The following is a 23,748-nucleotide window of genomic DNA, read 5'->3' on the forward strand; positions in this document are numbered from 1 at the left end:
ATGCGATCGTCGGCAGCGTCAGATGTGTATAAGAGACAGCCACCCTTCTGATTGGTTCAGACGGATTTGGTGACGCCGACGTAGGACAGCACCACGTCGGATTCGTCGGTCACTTGGGTCAGCGTCGCGTAGGACCGGATGAACGACTGCCCCACGCATCCATCGATTTTGACGTGGAATCCGGTGACGATGACCCGCGGATTGGGGCCCTTGAACTCTTTCTTGGCCACCGGCACTTCGACTACGACACCGGGCTTGAGGCCCACGGTGATCAAGCCGCCCATCGGGGTGGTGATCAACGGCACCGGCGTCGGCGTACCGGCAAACACGCCCGCCAAGCCCAAGCCTGGGGTTACGCCGGCGTTGCCCCCGAGGGTGACGCCGTTGGACGTGCTCATGTCGATTCCACAGCCGATCTCGTAACCCACCTCGAGGACGCCGCGAGGCTGTTCGAGCCCGTCCAGTGAGGCGGCGAACGTTCCGCGCGCGAGGTATTCGCGAGACGAGACCGCGGTGGTTAACGGCGCTATGGGAACTTGCGACTCGTCCCTCGCCCCGAGGGTCAGGGTCCAGCCTTCGGGCGTTGTGTAGGTCACCGGTTCGGACGAGGGCACCCGCCCGTCGTCAGGCGTCACCGCGGCGGCGTTTTCGGCGTCGGGGTCGGCGGCCGTTGGAGGCGCCGTCACCGCTGACATGACGACGCACAACGCGACCATCGCAGCGCGACGAACGACCACGGCTATCGGCCACACATGCGACACCGTATGTACGGCCCGATTCCGCTGGCGAAATTTGCCGGTCGACTCGCCAAAGTCGTTGTGCGTTCGTAACCGTTATGGGATATGGCCGCGGAAGTTTGGGTTGCAATGCCGCACGAACTTCGTTGCCGGCCGGCAGCGGCCCCGGGCGGATTCGGACCGTGTCCTGCCACCGCGGGCCGATGGGCAAGCCTTAGCGGGGCGAGTCGCGATCACACGGGACGCGGCCGACGCGGCGGCCGCCCCCGGGTAAATCGCCTGGCCAGGACGACCGAGACCGCGGGTGTGCCATGATGTCGGAGCTGTCAAGACATTAGGGAGCGGCCGTGGATCTCAACTTGTCGATTGTCACGCGACCGGTCGAGCGCCTGATAGCTACGGCGCAGAACGGGATCGAGGTCTTGCGACTGGGGGGCTTGGAAACCGGCACCGTGCCGTCGCCGTCCCAGATCGTCGAGAGCGTACCGATGTACAAGCTCCGACGCTATTTCCCGCCCGACAGCCGGCCAGACAAGCCGCGGGTCGGCCCGCCGGTGCTGATGGTGCACCCGATGATGATGTCGGCGGACATGTGGGACGTCACGCGCGAGGACGGCGCGGTCGGCATCCTGCACGCCAACGGGCTGGATCCCTGGGTCATCGACTTCGGCGAACCCGACAAGGTCGAAGGCGGCATGCGCCGCACCCTGGCCGACCACATCGTCGCGCTCAGCCAGGCGATCGACACCGTGAGGGATGTCACCGGAAGCGACATCCATCTCGTCGGGTATTCCCAGGGTGGCATGTGGTGCTACCAGGTCGCCGCGTACCGGCGTTCGAAAAGCCTGGCCAGCATCGTCACCTTCGGTTCGCCGGTGGACACTCTGGCCGCCCTGCCGATGGGCATCCCGGCGAACTTCGCCGCGCCGGCCGCCAACTTCATGGCCGACCACGTCTTCAGCCGGCTGGACATCCCCAGCTGGATGGCGCGCACCGGCTTTCAGATGCTCGACCCGCTCAAGACCGCCAAGGCCCGGGTGGACTTCGTACGCCAGTTGCACGACCGCGAGGCGCTACTGCCGCGCGAACAGCAGCGCCGGTTCCTCGAGCGCGAAGGCTGGATCGCCTGGTCCGGTCCGGCGATCTCCGAACTGCTCAAACAATTCATCGCCCACAACCGGATGATGACCGGCGGCTTCGCCGTCAACGGGCAGATGGTCACGCTCACCGACATCACCTGCCCGGTGCTGGCCTTCGTCGGCGAGGTCGACGACATCGGGCAGCCGGCCTCGGTGCGCGGCATCCGGCGGGCGGCCCCGGACGCCGAGGTCTACGAAAGCACCATCCGCACAGGGCATTTCGGCTTGGTCGTCGGCTCTAAGGCGGCGCAGCAGAGCTGGCCGACCGTCGCCGAATGGGTGCAATGGCTCTCCACCGGCGGGGACAAGCCGGACGGCATCGACCTGATGGCCGACCAGCCCGAGGAGCACACGGACAGCGGCGTCGCCCTGAGCTCCCGCCTCGTGCACGGCATCGGGGAGGTCTCCGAGGCGGCGCTGGGCATGGTGCGCGGCGCCGCCAACACCGTGGTCGCGGCCAACAAGTCGATGCGCACCCTCGCCGTCGAAACGGCCCGCACGCTGCCGCGGCTGGTCCGGCTGGGACAGATCAACGACCACACCCGAATCTCGCTGGGCCGCATCATCGACGAACAGGCGCACGACCCGCAGGGCGAGTTCCTGCTGTTCGACGGGCGCGTGCACACCTACGAGGCCGTCAACCGGCGCATCAACAATGTCGTCCGCGGCCTGATCGAGGTCGGGGTGCGGCAGGGCGACCGGGTCGGCGTGCTGATGGAGACGCGGCCCAGCGCGCTGGTCGCCATCGCCGCGCTGTCCCGGCTGGGCGCGGTCGCCGTCGTGATGCGGCCGGACGCCGACCTGGCTGCGTCGGTCCGGCTCGGGGGAGTGACCGAGCTGCTGACCGACCCCACCAACCTGGAGGCGGTGCTGGCGTCGGGCCGCGATGGGCTGCGGCAGGTGCTGGTGCTCGGCGGCGGTGAGTCGCGGGACCTGCACCTGCCCGACGACAGCGACGTCATCGACATGGAACGGATCGACCCGGACGCCGTCGAGCTGCCCGGCTGGTACCGGCCCAACCCGGGGCTGGCTCGGGACTTGGCGTTCATCGCGTTCAGCGCGGCCGGCGGCGAGCTGGTCGCAAAGCAGATCACCAACTACCGGTGGGCGGTGTCGGCGTTCGGGACCGCCTCGACCGCCGCGCTGGACCGCCGGGACACCGTGTACTGCCTGACCCCACTGCACCACGAGTCGGCGCTGCTGGTCAGCCTGGGCGGCGCGGTGGTCGGCGGCACCCGCATCGCGCTGTCCCGCGGCCTGGACCGCGACCGGTTCATTCAAGAGGTGCGGCAGTACGGCGTGACGGTGGTGTCCTACACCTGGGCCATGCTCCGCGAGATCGTCGATGATCCCGCGTTCGTGCTGCACGGCAACCACCCGGTGCGGCTGTTCATCGGGTCCGGCATGCCGACGGGACTGTGGGAGCGGGTCGTCGACGCGTTTGCGCCCGCCCACGTCGTCGAGTTCTTCGCCACCACCGACGGGCAAGCGGTGCTGGCCAACGTGTCCGGCGCCAAGGTCGGCAGCAAGGGCCGCCCGCTGCCGGGCGCTGGGCGCATCGAGCTGGCCGCCTACGACGCCGAGCAGGACCTGATCCTGGAGAACGACCGTGGCTTCGTCCAGATCGCCGAGCCCAAACAGGTCGGGGTGCTGCTCGCCGCATCCAACGGCCCGATCGATCCGACGGCGTCGGTCAAACGGGGAGTCTTCGCCGCCGGCGACACCTGGATCTCGACCGAGTACCTGTTTTACCGCGACGACGACGGCGATTACTGGTTGGCGGGCAGGCGCGGCTCGGTGGTCCACACCGCGCGTGGCCTGGTGTATCCCGAGCGGGTCACCGACGCGCTGGGGTGCATCAACGGCGTCGACCTCGCGGTGACCTACAACGTGCCGGTGGGCGACCGGGAGGTGGCGGTCGCGGCGGTTACGCTGCTTCCGGGGGCCAGCATCACCGCGGCCGACCTGACCGACGCCGTGGCCAAGATCCCCCTCGGCGTGGGTCCCGACATCGTCCAAGTGTGTCCGGAGATGACATTGAGCGCGACCTATCGCCCGACCGTCAGCGCCCTGCGCGCGGCGGGAATTCCCAAGGCAGGGCGCCAGGTGTGGTACTTCGACGCCGACGGCAACTTCTTCCGGAAGCTGACCCCGAGCGTGCGGGCCGAGCTGAGTGGGCGCTCCGATGGTTGACGACTCGCTGCTGGAAATCCTGGTGTGCCCGGCCGACCGGGGACCGCTGCTGCTCGTGGACGACGAGTTGCTGTACAACCCGCGGCTGCGGCGCGCCTACCGCATCGAGGACGGCATCCCGGTGCTGCTCATCGACGAGGCCCGCGACGTCGACGAGGACGAACACGCCCGGCTTATGACACAAGGCCGTCCGGCAGATCCCCGGTGAGGTAGCGCTGCAGGTTCGGCGCGATGGTTTGCGCGACCTGCTCGGCCGGTAGCGACGCGAACGGCTCCAATCGCAGGATGTAGCGCGCCATCACCACGCCGACGAGTTGCGACGCGACGAACTGGACGCGGATCAGTCCACTCCCGGGCGGATTGTCAACGCGCGGACCCACTTCCACCCCGATCACGTCCTCGATGAACGTGCGGAAAAGGTTGACCTCCGAGCCGGCCAGGATGGACCGCAGCGTCGCGATGAAGCCCGTGCCCAGGTCGGAATCCCACAGCGGCAACAACATCGACGGCAGCCGGTAGCCCACTTCCTCGATCGGCACGTCGCGCAGCGGGCCGATGATGTCCATCGGGTCGATCGGGATGTGGACGGCGGCGGCGAACAGCTTCTCCTTGGTGCCGAAGTAGTGATGCACCAGTGCCGAATCCACACCCGCCGCGGCCGCCACCGCACGGATCGATGTATTGCCAATTCCGTTGGTGGCGAACAACTCTCGGGCGCTGGCCAGGATGCGGTTGCGGGTGTCGGAGCCGCCGGCCGGCCGCCCGGGCCGCCTCCGCCCGGTGTTGGCGGTCGCCACTAGGACCCTCCGTGGCGGCCCGCCGCGCCCGGCTTCGCCGCGCTTGCGATCGCCACTACGCGGTCCGCCGACGCAGCGTCGCCGCGGCCAGGCACAGCGCGATGAGCGCGGAGCCGAGCACGACGACGATGTCGCGCCCCGCGATGTAGGTCAGCTGCGGGTGCGCACCCACCTGCTGCAGCGCCTCCAGGGCGTAGCTGGCCGGCATCACGTTGCTGACCCACTGCAGCCAGTGCGGCATGAGTGCGCGCGGCACGATGATGCCGGCCAACAACAGCTGCGGCACCATCACAAGCGGGATGAACTGCACGGCCTGAAACTCGGTGCGCGCGAAGGCGCTACACAGCAGGCCCAGGCCTACACCCAGTACGGCGTTGACAATCGCGATCACAAACACCCACGCCGGGCTGCCGGCGGTGTCGAAGCCGAGCAGCCAAAACGACACGATGCACGCCAATATGGCCTGTGCCGCAGCGGCCACCGAGAAGGCGCTGCCATAGGCGATCAGCAGGTCGAACCGGCGCAGGGGAGTGGTCAGGATGCGCTCCAGCGTCCCCGACGCCCGTTCGCGTTGCATCGTGATCGCCGTGATGATGAACATCACGAACAGCGGGAAAAGGCCGAGCAGGATCAGGCAGGCGTTGTTGAACGGCGCCGGCATGCCGGGCCGGTGCGGCGCGTTTTGAAACATGTAATACATCAACGTGATAACCAAGATCGGCACGAACAGGATCATCGCCACGCTGCGGTGGTCGGCCGCCAGCTGCCGCAGGATCCGCGTCGTGGTCGCCGTGAACCCCTTGAGCCCTAACCGGCTTCGCGCATGGTGTTGCGCTTGATGATGGACAGAAACGCGTCCTCCAGTGACGTGCATCCGGTGTCCTCTCGTAGTCGGTCCGGGGTGGTATGCGCGAGCAGGTGACCGTCGCGCATCAGCATTAGGTCGCCGCAGTGGTCGGCTTCGTCCATGACGTGGCTGGACACCAGCAGGGTGGTGCCGGTGCGGGCAAGGTCGGTGAACTGGTCCCAGAGATCCGCGCGCAGTACGGGATCCAAGCCCACCGTGGGCTCGTCGAGCACCAGCAGGTCGGGCTGGCAAACCAGCGCGCACGCCAGCGATACCCGGGTGCGTTGGCCGCCGGAAAGGTTGCCGCAGAAGGCGGTTCGGTGATCATCCAGCCCGACCCGCTCGATCGCGGCATCGGCGGCCTGGCCGTCGAAACCGTACAGCGAGGCGAAGTAGCGAACGTTGTCGACGACTCGCAGGTCGTTGTAGATGGTCGGGTCCTGCGGCAGGTATCCGACCCGTCGGTGCAGCAAGGCCGACCCGGCCGGATGGCCGAGCACGGTGACGGTTCCCGCGGTGACGATCTGGGTGCCGACGATGCACCGCATCAGCGTCGTCTTGCCGCAGCCGGACGGGCCGAGCAGGCCGGTGATGCTGCCGCGCCCGATTTGCACCGAGAGATCGTGCAGGGCGGGGCGCTTGCCACGTATCACCCGCAGGTGATCGATCCGGACGGCTTGGTCCCCGATTAATTCATCACGTGATGAAGTCATCATATGATGAATATCGTCCTCTAGCGAGGCGCTGTCAAGGGTCTATGGGGAGCGTTCGGGCGAACCCGGGCGGCGCTGGGGCAGGTGCCCGTGCACGCCCTCGGCGTAGGCGGTCTCGGCATGCTGGGTGAGGTCCACGCCGGTGGTCTCGTCCTCCGCGCTGAGCCGGAAACCCATCACCCGGTCGATCACCTTCGCAAGCACGAAGGACACCGTGAACGCATACAGCGCGACGACGACGATCGCCAGCGCCTGCTTGCCCAGCTGGGTGAAGCCGCCCCCATAGAAAAGGCCCCGCGGGCCCGACGTCATGACCGCCGTGGCGAGCAGCCCGATCAACGACACACCGACGACCCCACCGACGAAGTGCACGCCGACCACGTCCAGCGAATCGTCGTAGTTGAACCGGAATTTCGCGCTGATCGCGAACGAACACACGATGCCCGCCGCGAGGCCCACGACCGCCGCCCCGAGCGTGTTGACGGTCCCGCACGACGGCGTGATGGCGACCAGCCCCGCCACCACCCCGGACGCCGCGCCGAACGTCGTGGGCCGGCCGTCGCGGACCTGTTCGACCGAAAGCCAGCCGAGCATGCCGAGGCAACCGGCGACGAGGGTGTTGAGGAAGATGGCCGCTGCGGTGCCGTTGGCCGCCAGCGCGGAGCCGGCGTTGAACCCGAACCAGCCGAACCACAGCAGACCGACGCCGAGCAGCACGAGCGGCAGATTGTGCGGCCGCATGGCTTCCTTCTTGAAGCCGATGCGGGGCCCCAGCACCAGCGCCAGGGCCAGCGCCGAGCAGCCGGACACGATCTCGACGACGAGTCCGCCCGCGTAGTCCAGCACGCCCAACTTGGCCAGCCAGCCGCCTGGCCCCCACACCCAGTGCGCCACAACCGAATACACGACGACCGTCCATACCGGTACGAACACCATCCACGCGGCGAACTTCGCGCGGTCGGCGATCGCGCCGCTGACCAGGGCGGCCGTGATGATCGCGAACGTGACCTGGAACGTGGCGTACAGGAGTTCGGGAACCGCGCCGTGCGCGGTGTCCGGGGTAATACCCAGCATCCCGACATGCCTGAGATTGCCGAGGAACCCGCTCGCCCCGTCCTCGGAGAACGCGATGGTGTAGCCGAGCAACAGCCACGCCACCGTGACCAGCGGGATGGAGATGAAGCTCATCATGATCATGTTGAGCACGCCCGTGGTGCGGACCATGCCGCCGTAGAAGATCGCCAGGCCGGGCGTCATCAGGAGGACCAGCGCGGTGCTGGCCAGCAGCCACGCGGTGGCGGCGGGGTCGATCGGATGCATGATGCGTGCTCCTTCACAGGTCCCAAGACACCGGGATACTGCCATGGAAGCGCTGCCGGTAGGTTCGGTGGGTGGCCGCAAGCCAGCTGCTCGTCGACCCCGTCGCGGCCGCGCATCGGCTACTCGGCGCCACCCTCACCGGGCGGGGCGTCAGCGCCGTCATCGTCGAAGTCGAGGCGTACGGCGGCGTTCCGGACGGTCCATGGCCGGACGCCGCGGCCCACTCCTATCGCGGCATCAGCGGCCGCAACGCGGTGATGTTCGGACCTCCCGGCCGGCTCTACACCTATCGCAGCCACGGGATCCACGTCTGCGCCAACGTTTCCTGCGGGCCGGATGGGACCGCCGCAGCCGTCCTGTTGCGGGCCGCCGCCCTCGAGGACGGCACCGACACGGCGCGCACCCGGCGCGGCGAGCTCGTTCGCGCGGCCGCGCTGGCGCGCGGTCCCGGCAATCTGTGTTCGGCCCTGGGAATCACCATGGACGACAACGGGATTGACCTGTTCGACCCCGCCAACCCGGTGGCCCTGAAACTCAACGAGCCGCTGACCCCCGTGTCGGGCCCGCGTGTCGGGGTCAGCCAGGCCGCCGACCGGCCGTGGCGATTCTGGCTCCCCGGCCGCCCGGAAGTGTCGGCATACAGGCGCAGCCCACGGGCGTCCGCCCCCGGCACCAGCGACTAGTGGCGCTGCCGCGGACGCGGCAGCAACATCCCAGCCGGGCGTAGCGGGTCGCCACCATCGGACTAGGCCGGAGCGGGCACGTCGGGTTGGGCGACCGCGCGAAACGCGGGATCCACCCGCCGCGCCAGGAACACGAACGCCACGGCCAGGAGCGGCGCGACGGCACTGTATATCGCGGCGGGCGTGGCCATCTCGGCGCTGTTCAGTAGCTGCGGACTCAACGCGACGCCCATCGCCACCACGGCGTTGTGCATACCGACCTCCAGGCTGACCGCGACGGCCTGTCGCGGAGCCAGCCGCATCAGGCGCGGCGCCAGATAGCCGACCGTCAGGCTCACCGCGCAGAAGGCCACGACGGCTCCGCTCAGCAGGCCGAGGTTGTGCCACAGCGTCGTTCGTCCCCCTGCGATGGCCCCGAGCACGGCGAGGACGAGCAGCGTGAGCGCGACGATTCGCACCGGCTTCTGCAGTCGCCGGGCCAGTTCGGGGAAGCGGTGGCGGACTGCCACCCCGATCGCGATGGGAACGATGACCAGGCCGATCACCGCGAAAAACTTGTCCGGCTGCAGCGGGAGAAACCGCCCTTCGCCGAGGAACCACGTCATCGACACCGCCAGAATCGCGGGCAACGCAACGATGGACAGCACGGCGTTGATCGCGGTCAGCGTGAGGTTGAGCGCCAGGTCGCCGTTGAAGAGGTGGCTGAGGATGCTGGACATCGTCCCGCCGGGGGTGGCGGCCATCAGCATCAACCCGACGGCCAGGTGGGGCTCGAGGTGGAAGGCCTGGGCGATGGCCAGGCACAGCGTCGGGAGCAGCAGCGACTGGCAGACGAGCGCGACGACCAGTGGTTTGCGAAGCGTGGCGGCCCGCTTGAAGTCGTCGACCGTGAGCGTCAACCCGAGCGCGAGCATGATGATCACGACCACCAACGGCCAATATCGGTTGTCCATGACGCTCCGCGTTGTTTGGTGCGCTGAGGGGAAAGGTGATGGTGCGACGATGCGCCGCGCCGTTAGCTTGCCTTATCGAGCAGCGCAGGAGCGAATCGTGGCCGCGGGACCGACTAAAGTCGGCGGCGATGTCTTCCGGGATCCTTGACGAGCTGGACTGGCGTGGGCTGATCGCGCAGTCCACCGACCTCGACGCGTTGGCCACCGAGGCGCAGCGCGGGCCGTTGACGGTGTACGCCGGCTTCGACCCGACCGCGGCCAGCCTGCACGCGGGGCACCTGGTGCCGCTGCTGGCCCTGCGGCGTTTCCAGCGCGCCGGCCACCGTCCGATCGTGCTCGCCGGCGGCGCCACCGGCATGATCGGTGACCCGCGCGACGTCGGGGAGCGCACCCTCAACGAGGCGGACGTCGTCGCCGACTGGACCGAGCGCATCCGCGGGCAGCTGGAGCGCTTCGTCGACTTCGACGAATCGCCGACGGGCGCGGTGGTGGTGAACAACCTGGACTGGACGGCCCCGCTGTCGGCCATCGAGTTCCTGCGTGACCTCGGCAAGCATTTCTCGGTCAACGTCATGCTGGATCGCGACACCGTCCGGCGGCGGCTGGAGGGCGAGGGCATCTCCTACACGGAGTTCAGCTACATGCTGTTGCAGGCCAACGACTACGTCGAACTGCACCGCCGGTACGGCTGCGCGCTGCAGATCGGCGGCTCCGACCAGTGGGGCAACATCATCGCCGGCGTGCGGCTGGTCCGCCAGAAGCTGGGCGCGACGGTGCACGCGCTCACCGTCCCGCTGGTGACCGCGGCCGACGGCACTAAGTTCGGCAAGTCCACCGGCGGCGGCAGCCTGTGGCTGGACCCGGCGATGACCACCCCCTACGCCTGGTACCAGTACTTCTTCAACACCGCCGACGCCGACGTGATCCGGTATCTGCGTTGGTTCACCTTCCTGTCGGCCGACGAGCTGGCCGAACTGGAACAGGCCACCCAAGAGCGCCCCCAGCAGCGCGCGGCCCAGCGCCGGCTGGCCCGGGAACTGACCGTGCTGGTGCACGGCGAGGCGGCCACCGAGGCGGTCGAGCACGCCAGCCGGGCGCTGTTCGGGCAGGGCGAGCTGGACCGATTGGACGAGGCGACGCTGTCGGCGGCATTGCGCGAGGCCTCGGTCGCCGAGCTCAAGCCCGGTGGCCCCGACGGGATCGTCGACCTGCTGGTGGCCAGCGGCCTGTCCGAGAGCAGGAAGGCGGCCCGGCGCACCATCGGCGAGGGCGGGGTGTCGGTCAACAACATCCGGATCGACAGCGAGGAGTGGGCGCCGCAGCCCTCGGACTTCCTGCACGGCCGGTGGCTGGTGCTGCGCCGCGGCAAGCGCACCGTCGCCGGGATCGAAAAGGTCTAGAAACCGCACCCGCAAAACGCGTTACTGCGCAAACCTTTACCGCACCGTGTTGCGGTTGTGACCCGCACAGGCCAGGGTGGTCACGATGACGGCTTCCCGGCGTGTGGAACGGTCCCTGCTGCGCGTGCTGATCCTGGCCGCGTGCGTGGCGGCCCTGGCAGCCCAGCTGGCCGCGCCCGTCAGCGCCGACATGCGGGGCAACGCGTTCCTGATGGCCCTGACCAACGCCGGCATCACCTACCCGCACCCGGCCGGCGCCCTGGCGCTGGGCCAGTCGGTCTGCCCGATGATCGTCACGCCGGGCCAGTCCTTCGACTCGGTCGCCGCCGAAATGTCCGAGCGCAGTGGCCTGGGCTACGAGTCGGCCGGCCTGTTCACCATCGTCGCCGTCGCCAACTACTGCCCGGCGGTGATAGCGCCGCTGCTGCAGAACCGGCTCACGGCGTACTAGCCGGGCGGGCCCCCGTATCCTCGGCTGCGTGGTCGACGACAGGCAGCGGCAGCGGGGCGAACGGCGCCCGCGCCCGTCCGGCAACTGGTCGGGCCCGGGCCGAGCGCGACCGGCCCAGCCGCAGCAGCCCGACGGCCACCGCACGCCGGAACCCGGGCCGCCCATACCGCCGGGCGTGGAGGCCCGGCAGCTGGCGCCCGAAATCCGGGGCGAGCTCAGCACCTTGGACCGGGCCACGGCCGACGCGGTGGCGCGCCACCTGGTCGCCGCGGGTGAGTTGCTCGACGAGGACCCGGAGGCCGCGCTCAGTCACGCCCGCGCGGCGCGCGCCCGGTCCAGCAGGATCGCCGCGATTCGTGAGGCGGTCGGCATCGCCGCCTATCACTGCGGCGACTGGGCCCAGGCGCTCGCCGAATTGCGTGCCGCCCGCAGGATGGGCAGCAAGTCCAACCTGCTCGCCCTGATCGCGGATTGCGAACGCGGGCTTGGCCGCCCGGAGCGGGCGATCGAACTCGCCCGCGGACCGGAGGCGGCCCAGCTCCAGGGCGACGACGCCGACGAGCTGCGCATCGTCGCGGCCGGCGCGCGTGCGGACCTCGGCCAGCTGGAGCAGGCGCTGACCGTCTTGTCCACGCCGCAACTGGATCCCGGACGCCGGGGCTCGACGGCGGCGCGGTTGTTCTACGCCTACGCGGACACGCTCCTGGTGCTCGGCCGCAATGATGAAGCGCTGCAATGGTTCCTGCGCTCGGCCGCCGCCGACGTCGAAGGCGTCACCGACGCCGAAGACCGGGTCAGCGAGCTGGGCTGAGATGACCAGCGTTGCACGCCAATACGATTGCCTGCTGCTCGACCTGGATGGGACGTTGTTTCGCGGTCGCCGACCCACCGAGGGTGCCGTGCAGGCGCTGGCCGAGGTACGCAGCCGCGCGTTCTTCGTCACCAACAACGCGTCTCGCAGCGCAGCCGAGGTCGCGGCGCACCTGACCGAACTCGGTTTCACCGCTACCGCGGACGACGTCGCCACCAGCGCGCAGAGCGCGGCCCGGCTGCTGGCCGACCGGCTGCCGGCGGGGTCACCGGTGCTGATCGTGGGCACCGACGCACTGGCCGATGAGGTCAAGACGGTCGGGCTGCTACCGGTGCGCCGGTATGACGACGACCCGGCCGCCGTCGTCCAGGGCCTGTCGATGACCATCGGCTGGCCAGACCTCGCCGAGGCCGCGCTCGCCATCCGGTCCGGCGCGCTGTGGGTGGCAGCCAACGTCGATCCGACGCTGCCCACCGAGCGGGGCCTGCTGCCCGGGAACGGATCCATGGTCGCCGCGCTGCGCGCGGCCACCGGCGCCGAACCCCAGGTAGCCGGAAAGCCGGCGCCCGGGTTGCTCACCGACGCGGCGGCCAGGGGCGACTTTCGCGCCCCCCTGGTGGTCGGCGACCGGCTGGACACCGACATCGAGGGCGCCAATGCGGCCGACCTGCCCAGCCTGATGGTGCTCACCGGCGTCAGTTCGGCCCGGGACGCCGTGTACGCCGATCCCGTGCACCGGCCCACCTACATCGGCCACGACTTGCGCGCCCTGCACCAGGACGGCGCGCAGCTCGCGGTCGGGCCCCAGCCGGGCTGGCGCGTCGACGTCGACGGGCGGGCGGTCACCGTCAGCGGCGACGGGCCCGACGACGGCGACGGGCTCTCGATCGTGCGGGCGGTCGCCAGCGCGGTCTGGGGTGCGCCGTCGGACGGACGGCCGATCTGCATCGAGGCCGCCGACGACCGGGCCCGCACCGCGTTGCAACGCTGGTCTTTGGTGCGCAGCGACTGACGGATGACTAGCGTAAGAGCGCAATGACTACCGATCCTGAACAGATTCGCGCCGAAATCGACGCCCTGCTGGCCCGGCTGCCCGAGCCCGGGGCCCCGGAAAGCCCGGAGGGCCCGTCGCTCACGGAGCTCGAAGAAATAGCCCGCCGCCTTTCCGAGGCGCACGACGTGCTGCTTGCCGCGCTGGAGTCGGCGGAGAAGGGCTGAGTGCGCGCATGTCTCGCCGCGCCCGCGTCGACGCCGAGCTGGTTCGGCGCGGACTCGCGCGATCGCGCCAGCAGGCCGCCGAGTTGATCGGCGCCGGACGGGTCAGCATCGACGGCCTGCCGGCCCGCAAGCCCGGCACGGCCGTCGCCGTCACCGCGGCCCTGACCGTCGCCGACGACGGCGAGCGGGGCTGGGTCTCCCGCGGTGCGCACAAGCTGATCGGCGCCCTGGACACCTTCGGAATTCCGGTGGCGGGCCGCCGCTGCCTGGACGCGGGGGCGTCGACGGGTGGGTTCACCGAGGTCCTGCTGGATCGTGGAGCCGCCGAGGTGGTCGCGGTGGATGTCGGATACGGGCAGCTGGCGTGGTCGCTGCGCTGCGACCCGCGGGTCGTCGTCGTCGAGCGAACCAACGCCCGTGACCTGTCCCTCGAGGCGATCGGCGGGCCGGTCGACCTGATAGTGGCCGACCTGTCGTTCATTTCGCTGGCCACCGTGTTGCCCGCGCTGGCTGGATGTGCTTCCCCCACTGCGGATATCGTTCCCATGGTGAAGCCGCAGTTTGAGGTGGGCCGGGGCCAGGTGGGCGCCGGCGGTGTGGTGCACGACCCCGCCCTGCGTGCCGATGCCGTGCTGGCGGTGGCACGGCGCGCCTCCCAACTGGGCTGGCACCCCGTCGGGGTCACCGCAAGCCCGCTGCCCGGGCCCTCGGGCAATGTCGAATACTTTCTGTGGCTGCGCGGCCAGACGGGATTGGCGGATGACGAGTTGGTGGCGGCGGTGCAGCGCGCCGTGAGTGAGGGGCCGCAGTGAATCCGACGCCCGAGCATCGCACCGTGCTGCTGGTGGTCCACACCGGCCGCGAAGAAGCCACTGACACGGCGGCCCGTGTGCAGAAAGTATTGGGGGACAACGATATCGGGCTTCGCGTCCTGTCCGCCGAGGCGGTCGACCGCGGTTCGCTGCAGGTGGCTCCCGACGACATCCGGGCGATGGGTGTCGAAATACAGGTGGTCGACGCGGACCCGCAGGCGGCCGAAGGCTGCGAACTGGTGCTGGTACTCGGTGGGGACGGCACGTTCCTGCGCGCGGCCGAACTGGCCCGCAACGCCGGGATCCCCGTGCTGGGCGTCAACCTGGGCCGAATCGGTTTTCTGGCCGAGGCCGAGGCGGAGGCCATCGACAATGTGCTGGATCACGTTGTCGCCAAGGACTACCGGGTCGAGAACCGCCTGACGCTGGACGTGGTCGTGCGGGCGGGCGGCCGCGAAATCGAGCGCGGATGGGCGCTCAACGAAGTCAGCCTGGAGAAGGGCCCGCGACTGGGCGTATTGGGGGTGGTCGTCGAGATCGACGGCCGGCCGGTGTCGGCGTTCGGGTGCGACGGAGTGCTGGTGTCGACGCCCACCGGGTCAACCGCCTACGCGTTCTCCGCGGGTGGCCCGGTGTTATGGCCGGACCTGGAGGCAATCTTGGTGGTGCCCAACAACGCTCACGCGTTGTTCGGCCGGCCGATGGTCACCAGCCCCGACGCCACGATCGCGATCGAGATCGAGGCGGATGGTCACGACGCCCTGGTGTTCTGCGACGGCCGCCGCGAAATGCTGATCCCGGCCGGCAGCCGGATCGAGGTAAGGCGTTGCGACACGCCGGTGAAATGGGCGCGACTGGACAGCGCGCCGTTCACCGACCGGTTGGTGCGCAAGTTCCGCTTGCCTGTCACCGGGTGGCGTGGAAAGTAGATGCTGACTGAGATCCGCATCGAGTCGCTGGGCGCCATCAGCGCGGCGGTCGGGGAGTTCGACCGGGGCCTGACGGTGCTGACCGGCGAGACCGGCACCGGCAAGACGATGGTGGTGACCGGGCTGCACCTGCTCGGCGGCGCCCGCGCCGACGCGACCCGAGTGCGGTCGGGAGCCGACCGCGCGGTCGTCGAAGGCCGTTTCATCACAACGGATCTCGAGGACGTCGCGGTCGCGCAGCTGGACGAGATGCTGGACGCGTCGGGAGCGGAGCGCGACGAGGACGGCAGCGTTATCGCGTTGCGCTCGGTCAGCCGCGAGGGGCCTTCGCGGGCCTATCTCGGCGGTCGCAGCGTGCCCGCCAAGTCGCTGGGCGACTTCACCGCCGAGTTGCTCACGCTGCACGGGCAGAACGACCAGCTGCGGCTGATGCGGCCCGAGGAGCAACGCGGCGCGCTGGACCGGTTCGCGAAATCCGGCCCGGCGCTCGAGCGCTACCGCAAACTGCGCGACGAGTGGCTCACCGCGCGGCATAACCTGGTCGACCGCCGAAACCGCATGCGCGAGCTCACCCTCGAGTCAGACCGACTCAACTTCGCGCTCAACGAGATTGACACCGTCGACCCGCAGCCGGGCGAGGACGATGCGCTGGTCGCCGACATCGTGCGGCTCTCCGAACTGGACACGTTGCGCGAGGCCGCGATCACCGCGCACGCGGCGCTCTCCGGGGCGCCCGACGACGCGGAGGCCTCCGGCCACAGCGCCGCCGACAGGCTGGGGCGGGCCCGGGCCGCCCTGGAATCGACCGATGACGCGAAGCTGCGGGCGCTGGCCGGGCAGGTCGGTGAGGCGCTCACGGTGGTCGCCGACGCGGCCGGCGAACTCAGCGGCTTCTTGGACGAGCTGCCGGTCGACGCCAGCGCGCTGGAAGCCAAGCTGGCTCGGCAGGCCGAACTGCGCACGCTCACCCGCAAGTACGCCGCGGACGTCGACGGGGTGCTCCGCTGGGCCGAGGAGTCGCGCCAACGACTGGCCCAGCTCGACGTCTCCGAGGAAGGTCTGACGGCGCTGGCCGCGCGGGTCGACGAGCTCGCGCGTGAGTTAGCCCAAGCCGCAGTCGATCTCAGCGGCATCCGGCGCAAAGCCGCCAAGCGGCTCGCCAAGGAGATCACCGCCGAGCTGGCCGGGCTGGCGATGGCCGACGCGCAATTCACCATCGACGTCAGCAATGATGTGGCCGCCGACAAGGACGACCCGGCCGCGCTCGTGCTGCCGTCGGGCGAGCTGGCCCGGGCCGGTGCCGACGGCGTCGATCAGGTTGAGTTCGGTTTCGCGGCGCACCGCGGGATGGACCAGTTGCCGCTGGCCAAGAGCGCCTCCGGCGGCGAGCTGTCCCGGGTGATGCTGGCATTAGAGGTCGTGCTGGCCGCTTCGGCGGCGGGCACCACCATGGTGTTCGACGAGGTCGACGCCGGCGTCGGCGGCCGGGCCGCGGTGCAGATCGGGCGGCGGTTGGCGCGGCTGGCGCGCACCCATCAGGTCATCGTGGTCACGCATCTGCCGCAGGTCGCGGCGTACGCCGACGTGCACCTGGTGGTGCACAGCGCCGGGCCCAAGGGGACCAGCGTGGTGCGGCGGGTGGCCGGCGACGAGCGGGTCGCCGAGCTGGCGCGGATGATGGCCGGGTTGGGCGAGTCCGACAGCGGCCGTGCGCACGCCCGCGAACTTCTCGATGCGGCACAGAAAGATGAGATCTAACCGTCGGGAACACTTAATACAGATGTGACTAATGGGACTCTAGATAACTTCTGAGGCTGATGTTACGGCGCGCCTCCACGCGTGCCCCTTGCATCACCGACAGAATCGCCCCCATGAAGATGTCAGGCCTGCTAACCCGTAACACCACCCGGCCGGGCCTTGTCGGCACCGCCCGGGTGGACCGGAATATCGACCGATTGCTGCGCAGGGTGTGCCCCGGCGACATCGTGGTGCTCGACGTCCTGGATTTGGACCGCATCACGGCGGACGCCCTGGTGGAGGCCGATATCGCCGCGGTTGTCAACGCCTCGCCGTCGGTCTCGGGCCGCTATCCCAACATGGGACCGGAGGTGCTGGTCAACAACGGGGTCACCCTGATCGACGAGACCGGGCCGGACACCTTCAAGAAGGTGAAGGACGGCGCCAAGATCCGGCTGCACGAAGGCGGGGTGTACTCCGGTGACCGCAGGCTGGTCCGCGGCACCGAGCGCACCGACCATGACATCGCCGACCTGATGCGGGAGGCCAAGAGCGGCCTGTCCGCCCACCTGGAGGCGTTCGCGGGCAACACAATCGAGTTCATCAAGAGCGAAAGCCCGCTGTTGATCGACGGCATCGGCATTCCCGACATCGACGTCGACGTGCGCCGCCGGCATGTGGTGATCGTCGCCGACGAGCCCGGCGCCGAGGAGGATCTGAAGTCCCTCAAGCCGTTCATCAAGGAGTACCAGCCGGTGCTCTTCGGCGTGGGCAGCGGCGCGGACGTCTTGCGCAAGGCGGGTTATCGCCCCCAGGTCATCGTCGGCGACCCCGACCAGATCAGTACCGATGCCCTCAAGTGCGGCGCCCAGGTCGTCCTGCCCGCCGACGCCGACGGCCACGCGCCGGGCCTGGAGCGCATCCAGGACCTCGGCGTCGGGGCGATGACCTTCCCGGCCGCGGGTTCGGCGATCGACCTGGCCCTGCTGCTGGCCGATCACCACGGCGCCGCGCTGCTCGTGACCGCCGGCCACACCGCCAACATCGAGACGTTCTTCGACCGGACGCGTGCGCACAGCAACCCCTCGACGTTCCTGACCAGGCTTCGGGTGGGGGAGAAGGTGGTGGACGCCAGGGCCGTGGCCACCCTGTACCGCAACCACATCTCGGCGGGCGCCATCGCGCTGCTCGCGCTGACGATGCTGATCGCGGTCATCGTCGCCCTCTGGGTGTCCCGCACCGACGGCGTGGTGCTGCACTGGGTCACCGACTACTGGAACCACTTCTCCCTCTGGGTTCAGCACTTGGTGAGCTAGGGCCGAAGATGATCTCGCTACGTCAACACGCTTTATCGCTGGCCGCCGTGTTTCTGGCGTTGGCCGTGGGAGTCGTGCTCGGTTCCGGCTTCCTGTCCGACACCCTGCTGTCCAGCCTGCGTGACGAGAAGCGGGACCTGCACACCCAGATCAACGGACTCAACGACCAGAAGAACGTGCTTAACGAAAAGCTCAGCGCGGCAAACAATTTCGACACCCAACTGGTCGGCCGGATCGTGCACGACGCGCTCGGCGGCAAGTCGGTCGTGGTGTTCCGCACCCCGGACGCCAAAGACGACGACGTGGCCGCGGTGTCGAAGTTCATCGGCCAGGCCGGCGGCGCAGTGACCGGAACCGTGTCGTTGACGAGCGAGTTCGTCGAGGCCAATTCCGCGGAGAAGCTGCAGACCGTGGTGAACTCGTCGATCCTGCCCGCCGGTCAGCAGCTGAGCACCAAGCTCGTCGACCAGGGCTCGCAGGCCGGCGACCTGATGGGCATCGCGCTGCTGATCAACGCCAACCCGACGGTCCCGCCGGTTGACGAGCCCCAGCGCGACACAGTGCTGGCGGCGCTGCGCGACACGGGTTTCATCACCTATCAGCCGAGCGATCACCTGGGCGCGGCGAATGCCGCGCTGATCGTCACCGGCGGCGCGCTTCCCCAGGACGCCGGCAACCAGGGCGTCAGCGTCGCCCGGTTCGCCGCCGCGCTGGCGCCGCACGGCTCGGGCACGCTGCTGGCTGGGCGGGACGGCTCGGCGACCGGTGGCGCGGCGGTCGCCGTGATGCGCGCCGACGCCGGGATGAACTCCGCGGTCAGCACCGTGGACGACGTCGACACCGCACCAGGCCGCATCACCGCGGTGCTGGGCCTGCACGACCTGATGAACGGCGGCCACGCCGGTCAGTACGGCACCGGTCACGGCGCGACATCGATCACGGTGCCTCAGTAGCGGGCGTGTTCGCCGCGACACTTCGGTCGTGGATGTTAGGGTGGGTTTCCGTGGGTCGGCAGGCCCTACTAGTTATTCGCTAGCAACTTCGACGCCCTGCCCGTCTTCACGGAGGCCGCCTGTGCGAAAGCACCCGCAAACCGCCACCAAGCACCTCTTCGTCAGCGGGGGCGTCGCGTCCTCTCTGGGTAAAGGTCTTACCGCTAGCAGCCTCGGTCAGCTACTGACGGCCCGCGGGTTGTACGTGACGATGCAAAAGCTCGATCCGTACCTCAACGTCGACCCGGGCACCATGAACCCGTTCCAGCACGGCGAGGTGTTCGTCACCGAGGACGGCGCCGAGACCGACCTCGATGTCGGCCACTACGAGCGGTTTCTGGATCGCGACCTATCCGGCTCGGCGAATGTCACGACGGGCCAAGTGTATTCGACGGTCATCGCCAAGGAGCGCCGCGGCGAATACCTCGGTGACACCGTGCAGGTGATCCCGCACATCACCGACGAGATCAAGAGCCGGATCATGGCGATGGCCCAGCCGGACGCCCAGGGCAACCGCCCGGACGTGGTCATCACCGAAATCGGCGGCACCGTCGGCGATATCGAATCGCAGCCGTTCCTGGAGGCGGCGCGCCAGGTCCGCCACGACCTGGGCCGGGAGAACGTTTTCTTCCTGCACGTCTCGCTGGTGCCGTACCTGGCTCCGTCGGGCGAACTCAAGACCAAGCCCACCCAGCACTCGGTGGCCGCGCTGCGCAGCATCGGTATCACCCCGGACGCGCTGATCCTGCGCTGCGACCGGGACGTCCCCGAAGCGCTGAAGAACAAGATCGCGCTGATGTGTGACGTCGACATCGACGGCGTCATCTCCACCCCGGACGCACCGTCGATCTACGACATCCCGAAGCGGCTGCACCGCGAGGAACTCGACGCGTACGTGGTGCGCCGGCTGAACCTGCCGTTCCGCGACGTCGACTGGACCGAGTGGGACGACCTGCTGCGCAGGGTGCACGAGCCGCACGAGACCGTACGAATTGCCTTGGTGGGCAAGTACGTTGAACTCTCCGACGCCTACCTGTCGGTCACCGAGGCGCTGCGTGCCGGTGGGTTCAAGCACCACGCCAAGGTGGAGATGCAATGGGTGGCCTCCGACAACTGCGAGACGGCGGCGGGCGCGGCGGCGGCGCTGGGCGACGTGCACGGCGTGCTGATCCCGGGCGGCTTCGGCATCCGCGGGATCGAGGGCAAGATCGGCGCCATCCGCTACGCACGGTCGCGTGGGCTGCCGGTGCTGGGCCTGTGCCTCGGCCTGCAATGCATCGTGATCGAGGCCGCGCGCACTGCGGGGCTCGACCAGGCCAACTCTGCCGAGTTCGACCCCGAGACGCCGGATCCCGTCATCTCCACGATGGCCGACCAGGTCGACGCCGTGGCGGGCCAGGCCGATCTGGGTGGCACTATGCGGCTGGGTGCCTATCCCGCCGTCCTGCAGCCGGATTCGATCGTCGCCCGGGCGTACGGCACCACGCAGGTATCGGAGCGGCACCGGCACCGCTACGAGGTCAACAACTCCTATCGGGACAAGATCGCCGAGAGCGGCCTGCGGTTCTCCGGAACCTCGCCCGACGGGCATCTGGTGGAGTTCGTCGAATACCCACCGGAGGTGCATCCGTTCATCGTCGGGACCCAGGCTCACCCGGAGCTCAAGAGCCGGCCCACCCGGCCGCACCCGTTGTTCGTCGCCTTCGTCGGGGCGGCCCTCGACTACCAGTCAGGCGAGCTGCTGCCGGTGGAGATCCCCGAGCACGGCTCCAACGGCAACCAGCAGCGGGACGGCGTCAGCCAGTCGTTACCTGAGCCCGCGACCCGTGGCTGAACACGATTTCGAGACGGCGTCATCCAAAACGCTGTACACGGGAAAGATTTTCGCGCTGCGCAGTGACCAGGTCCGAATGCCGGGCGGTACCACCGCGATTCGTGAAGTCGTCGAGCACTACGGGGCCGTCGCCATCGTGGCGTTGAACGAGGACGACAACATCGCGATGGTCTACCAATACCGCCACGCGTTCGGCCGGCGATTGTGGGAGCTTCCGGCCGGGTTGCTGGATGTGGTGGGGGAGCCGCCGCAGCAGACGGCGGCCCGAGAACTCCAGGAGGAGGCCGGCCTGCAGGCCGGCACGTGGCAGGTGCTGGTCGACCTGAATTCCGCACCGGGCTTCAGTGACGAATCGGTGCGCGTGTATCTGGCCACCGAGCTGACCGAAGTGGCGCGGCCGGAGGCGCATCACGAGGAAGCCGACATGACGATGCGCTGGGTTCCCGTCGCCGAGGCGGTCCGCCAGGTGTTCAGCGGTGAGATCGTGAATTCCATTGCGATTGCCGGGATTTTGGCCGCCCACGTGGTAACCGAGGGCGTCGCCGAACCGCGGCCGGTGGACAGCCCGTGGACCGACAAGCCCACGGCGTTCGTCGCGCGGAAGGCCAAACAATGACAACGGTGGCCCTGGACACCCAAGTGCAGGACTACCTCGACCACCTCACGATCGAACGGGGCGTCGCGGCGAACACCCTCAGCTCCTATCGTCGCGACCTGCGCCGCTACGCCAAGCACCTGTCGGACCGCGGAATTCACGACATCGCCAAGGTAGGCGAGGACGACGTGAGCGAATTCCTGGTCGCGTTGCGTCGCGGCGACCCCGACTCGGGAAGCCCGGCGCTGTCCGCGGTGTCGGCGGCGCGGGCCCTGATCGCGGTGCGCGGCCTACACCGGTTCGCCGCGGCCGAAGGCCTCGCCGACCTGGACGTGGCGCGCGCGGTCCGCCCTCCCACCCCGGGCCGCCGGCTCCCCAAGAGCCTGACCATCGACCAGGTGCTGGCGCTACTGGACGGCACGGGAGGCGACAGCGCTTCCGACGGCCCGCTCACGCTGCGCAACCGGACGCTGCTGGAACTCCTGTATTCGACCGGGGCGCGCATCTCCGAGGCCGTCGGGCTCGACGTCGACGACATCGACACCCGGGCCAGGTCGGTACTGCTGCGCGGCAAGGGCGGCAAGCAGCGGCTGGTGCCGATCGGGCGGCCCGCCGTGCACGCGCTGGACGCCTATCTGGTGCGCGGCCGGCCGGACCTGGCCCGTCGCGGCCGCGGCATGCCGGCCATCTTCCTCAATGTGCGCGGCGGGCGGCTGTCGCGGCAAAGCGCGTGGCAGGTGCTGCAGGACGCCGCCGGGCGCGCCGGGATCACGTCGGGCGTGTCGCCGCACATGCTGCGGCACTCGTTCGCGACCCACCTGCTCGAGGGCGGCGCCGACGTGCGGGTGGTGCAGGAGTTGCTGGGACATGCCTCGGTGACGACGACGCAGATCTACACGATGGTCACCGTCCACGCGCTGCGTGAGGTGTGGGCCGGGGCCCATCCGCGCGCGCAGTAATTGGGATCGGTAGCAAAGCGGGGGCGACAGGGTCATCGCTATGCCACACAATCAAGCCATGAAGAAGAAGATCGCCGGGGCGCTGCTATCGGGCGGCCTCGCGATCGCCGGATTGGGATTCTCCGCGGCGACCGCTCACGCGGACAACGGTTTCGGTCCGCACCACTGGTGCCCGGGACAGCGACACGATCCACGGACGGGGCCGGGCGATGTGGTCTGGGACTGGAACGTCTGCCACACCTTTTATTTCACCAACTACGCGATGGGCAACGTCCCGCTCGCCTACAACGGCAAGACGTCGGACGTCTGGGACGGCGACAATCCGCCGCCGGAGGCCATCACCCCTCGGCAGTGCCCGCCGATCGCATTCATGTGCCCGTGAGGCCGAGCTGACCTAGCCCAGGTACTCGGACTCCAGCACCAGGTCGGACACCAGCGACTGGTATTCCAGGTGCGCCTTGTGCTCGACGGTGTTCCATTGCTTGCCCTGCTGCTGGCGCATGTACTCGCGGTACTTCGGGGCGCCCGGCACCCGCACGTTGTCGGCGACCACGATCGCGCCCGGGCGCAGCCAGCCGCGCGCCATGATGCTGTGCAGGTCGTTCAGGTAGGCGTCCTTGTCGTGGTCGAGAAACGCGAAGTCGAGGGCGCCGGGCGCGAACCCGTGCTCGTCGGCCAGCGCGTCCAGGGTGCGCCCGCCGTCACCGATGGTGCCGACGACACACGTCACCCGGTCGGCGACGCCGGCGTGGGCCCAGATCCGCCGGGCGTTGGCGGCGTTGGCCTCGGCGAGTTCGACGGAGTACACCGTGGCGTTCGGGGCGGCGCGGGCGATGCGCAACGCGCCGTATCCGACGTAGGTGCCCAACTCCAGCGCCACCGCCGGGTCGGCGCGGCGCACCGCGGCGTCGAGGAGTTGCCCCTTCTCGTCGCCGACGTTGATCAGCATCGACTTCTCGTACGCGAACTTGTCGATGGTGGCCAGCACGTCGTCGATGTCGCCGGACCTGGCGTTCCGCAGGACGTAGTCCACCGCGGCGGCTTCGCGTCCGTCGCCGATCTGACCCGTCGTGGTGATGTTGCGCGCCCCCGTCGCCATCCGCCAGACCGACCATCGCAGCAGAGGGATTCGTCGCTTGAGGTCCATGAAGCACCACGATAGGCGGCATCGAGGGCAACTGCTGGTGCTGGTGGGACGCATGTGACTCGTTGCAGGTTAGCGGCCATATTCGCTGGTGAAACGCCCTGCGGGTCGCCCGGCTTCGGCGCGTCAACCGGTTAGACTTTCGGTCGATGTTCACCTTCCGCACAC

Annotated in this window: 24 protein-coding genes; 17 read left to right on the top strand and 7 right to left on the bottom strand. The window is 69.1% G+C overall.

The window, feature by feature from the left end; translation table 11 throughout:
• Positions 1-56 precede the first annotated feature (56 nt).
• Positions 57-737, bottom strand: a complete 681-nt coding sequence (locus A5781_RS12590) for an MspA family porin (protein ID WP_197503819.1) — start codon at positions 735-737, stop codon at positions 57-59.
• A gap of 347 nt (positions 738-1,084) precedes the next feature.
• Here A5781_RS12590 and A5781_RS12595 point away from each other — a divergent pair, with 347 nt between their 5' ends.
• Together A5781_RS12595 and A5781_RS12600 are read left to right on the top strand one after the other, a co-directional pair.
• A complete protein-coding gene (locus A5781_RS12595) occupies positions 1,085-4,069 on the top strand; it encodes an acyl-CoA synthetase (RefSeq protein WP_067205939.1) in 2,985 nt (994 codons plus the stop codon).
• Complete coding sequence (locus tag A5781_RS12600) at positions 4,062-4,277, top strand: Trm112 family protein (protein ID WP_067206062.1); 216 nt, start codon at positions 4,062-4,064, stop codon at positions 4,275-4,277. Before A5781_RS12595 ends, A5781_RS12600 begins: the two co-directional genes overlap by 8 nt.
• Here the strand turns inward: A5781_RS12600 and A5781_RS12605 are convergent.
• From A5781_RS12605 to A5781_RS12620, 4 genes are read right to left on the bottom strand one after another with little or no spacing between them, the layout of a single operon-like run.
• Positions 4,243-4,866, bottom strand: coding sequence for a TetR/AcrR family transcriptional regulator (locus A5781_RS12605; RefSeq protein ID WP_067205941.1), 624 nt, complete (start codon positions 4,864-4,866; stop codon positions 4,243-4,245). The genes A5781_RS12600 and A5781_RS12605 overlap by 35 nt on opposite strands.
• A 55-nt stretch (positions 4,867-4,921) precedes the next feature.
• The gene (locus A5781_RS12610; protein WP_156624599.1) at positions 4,922-5,740 is read right to left on the bottom strand and encodes an ABC transporter permease; all 819 of its coding nucleotides are present in this window, start codon (positions 5,738-5,740) and stop codon (positions 4,922-4,924) included.
• Positions 5,674-6,429 carry an ABC transporter ATP-binding protein gene (locus tag A5781_RS12615; RefSeq protein WP_067205947.1) on the bottom strand — a complete coding sequence of 252 codons (756 nt, stop codon included), beginning with the start codon at positions 6,427-6,429 and terminating at the stop codon, positions 5,674-5,676. Before A5781_RS12615 ends, A5781_RS12610 begins: the two co-directional genes overlap by 67 nt.
• 39 nt (positions 6,430-6,468) lie before the next feature.
• Positions 6,469-7,746 (bottom strand): ammonium transporter, encoded by a 1,278-nt coding sequence (locus A5781_RS12620; RefSeq protein ID WP_067205949.1) that lies wholly within the window; start codon positions 7,744-7,746, stop codon positions 6,469-6,471.
• Positions 7,747-7,817: 71 nt separating this feature from the next.
• On the opposite strand from A5781_RS12620, the gene A5781_RS12625 reads away from it, so the two are divergent.
• Positions 7,818-8,429, top strand: a complete 612-nt coding sequence (locus A5781_RS12625; protein WP_067205952.1) for a DNA-3-methyladenine glycosylase — start codon at positions 7,818-7,820, stop codon at positions 8,427-8,429.
• Positions 8,430-8,491: 62 nt separating this feature from the next.
• On the opposite strand, the gene A5781_RS12630 is transcribed toward A5781_RS12625, so the two are convergent.
• Complete coding sequence (locus A5781_RS12630) at positions 8,492-9,433, bottom strand: bile acid:sodium symporter family protein (protein WP_369817719.1); 942 nt, start codon at positions 9,431-9,433, stop codon at positions 8,492-8,494.
• A 77-nt stretch (positions 9,434-9,510) separates the two neighbouring features.
• Here A5781_RS12630 and tyrS point away from each other — a divergent pair, with 77 nt between their 5' ends.
• The 14 genes from tyrS (at position 9,511) to A5781_RS12700 (ending at position 22,818) form a co-directional block, all read left to right on the top strand.
• Positions 9,511-10,782: a tyrosine--tRNA ligase gene (tyrS, locus tag A5781_RS12635; RefSeq protein ID WP_067205959.1), complete on the top strand. Its 1,272-nt coding sequence runs from the start codon at positions 9,511-9,513 to the stop codon at positions 10,780-10,782.
• A gap of 76 nt (positions 10,783-10,858) precedes the next feature.
• Positions 10,859-11,233, top strand: coding sequence for a DUF732 domain-containing protein (locus tag A5781_RS12640; protein ID WP_231987317.1), 375 nt, complete (start codon positions 10,859-10,861; stop codon positions 11,231-11,233).
• Between the two features lie 28 nt (positions 11,234-11,261).
• The gene (locus A5781_RS12645; RefSeq protein WP_082939319.1) at positions 11,262-12,044 is read left to right on the top strand and encodes a hypothetical protein; all 783 of its coding nucleotides are present in this window, start codon (positions 11,262-11,264) and stop codon (positions 12,042-12,044) included.
• A 1-nt stretch (position 12,045) separates the two neighbouring features.
• Positions 12,046-13,056: an HAD-IIA family hydrolase gene (locus tag A5781_RS12650; RefSeq protein ID WP_067205962.1), complete on the top strand. Its 1,011-nt coding sequence runs from the start codon at positions 12,046-12,048 to the stop codon at positions 13,054-13,056.
• A gap of 23 nt (positions 13,057-13,079) precedes the next feature.
• Positions 13,080-13,262 (top strand): hypothetical protein, encoded by a 183-nt coding sequence (locus A5781_RS12655; RefSeq protein WP_067205965.1) that lies wholly within the window; start codon positions 13,080-13,082, stop codon positions 13,260-13,262.
• An 8-nt stretch (positions 13,263-13,270) separates the two neighbouring features.
• Positions 13,271-14,074 (top strand): TlyA family RNA methyltransferase, encoded by an 804-nt coding sequence (locus tag A5781_RS12660; protein ID WP_067205969.1) that lies wholly within the window; start codon positions 13,271-13,273, stop codon positions 14,072-14,074.
• A complete protein-coding gene (locus A5781_RS12665) occupies positions 14,071-15,003 on the top strand; it encodes an NAD kinase (protein ID WP_067205972.1) in 933 nt (310 codons plus the stop codon). The genes A5781_RS12660 and A5781_RS12665 overlap by 4 nt, the downstream gene beginning before the upstream one ends.
• Positions 15,004-16,761, top strand: a complete 1,758-nt coding sequence (recN, locus tag A5781_RS12670) for a DNA repair protein RecN (RefSeq protein WP_067205975.1) — start codon at positions 15,004-15,006, stop codon at positions 16,759-16,761.
• 113 nt (positions 16,762-16,874) lie between these two features.
• Positions 16,875-18,056 carry a putative cytokinetic ring protein SteA gene (steA, locus tag A5781_RS12675; protein WP_067205978.1) on the top strand — a complete coding sequence of 394 codons (1,182 nt, stop codon included), beginning with the start codon at positions 16,875-16,877 and terminating at the stop codon, positions 18,054-18,056.
• Positions 18,057-18,064: 8 nt separating this feature from the next.
• Positions 18,065-19,009: a copper transporter gene (locus A5781_RS12680; RefSeq protein ID WP_067205981.1), complete on the top strand. Its 945-nt coding sequence runs from the start codon at positions 18,065-18,067 to the stop codon at positions 19,007-19,009.
• 121 nt (positions 19,010-19,130) lie between these two features.
• On the top strand, positions 19,131-20,882 hold the full coding sequence (locus tag A5781_RS12685) for a CTP synthase (RefSeq protein WP_067205984.1): 1,752 nt from the start codon (positions 19,131-19,133) through the stop codon (positions 20,880-20,882).
• Positions 20,875-21,498: an NUDIX hydrolase gene (locus tag A5781_RS12690; protein WP_067205988.1), complete on the top strand. Its 624-nt coding sequence runs from the start codon at positions 20,875-20,877 to the stop codon at positions 21,496-21,498. Before A5781_RS12685 ends, A5781_RS12690 begins: the two co-directional genes overlap by 8 nt.
• Entirely contained in the window at positions 21,495-22,436 is a 942-nt protein-coding gene (gene xerD, locus A5781_RS12695; RefSeq protein WP_067205991.1) for a site-specific tyrosine recombinase XerD, read from the top strand. The genes A5781_RS12690 and xerD overlap by 4 nt, the downstream gene beginning before the upstream one ends.
• A gap of 58 nt (positions 22,437-22,494) precedes the next feature.
• On the top strand, positions 22,495-22,818 hold the full coding sequence (locus A5781_RS12700; RefSeq protein WP_067205994.1) for a hypothetical protein: 324 nt from the start codon (positions 22,495-22,497) through the stop codon (positions 22,816-22,818).
• Positions 22,819-22,830: 12 nt separating this feature from the next.
• On the opposite strand, the gene A5781_RS12705 is transcribed toward A5781_RS12700, so the two are convergent.
• Positions 22,831-23,583: an O-methyltransferase gene (locus A5781_RS12705; protein WP_067205997.1), complete on the bottom strand. Its 753-nt coding sequence runs from the start codon at positions 23,581-23,583 to the stop codon at positions 22,831-22,833.
• Positions 23,584-23,748: the final 165 nt, after the last annotated feature.

Source organism: Mycobacterium sp. 852002-30065_SCH5024008 (genome assembly GCF_001665645.1).
Lineage (GTDB): Bacteria > Actinomycetota > Actinomycetes > Mycobacteriales > Mycobacteriaceae > Mycobacterium > Mycobacterium paraffinicum.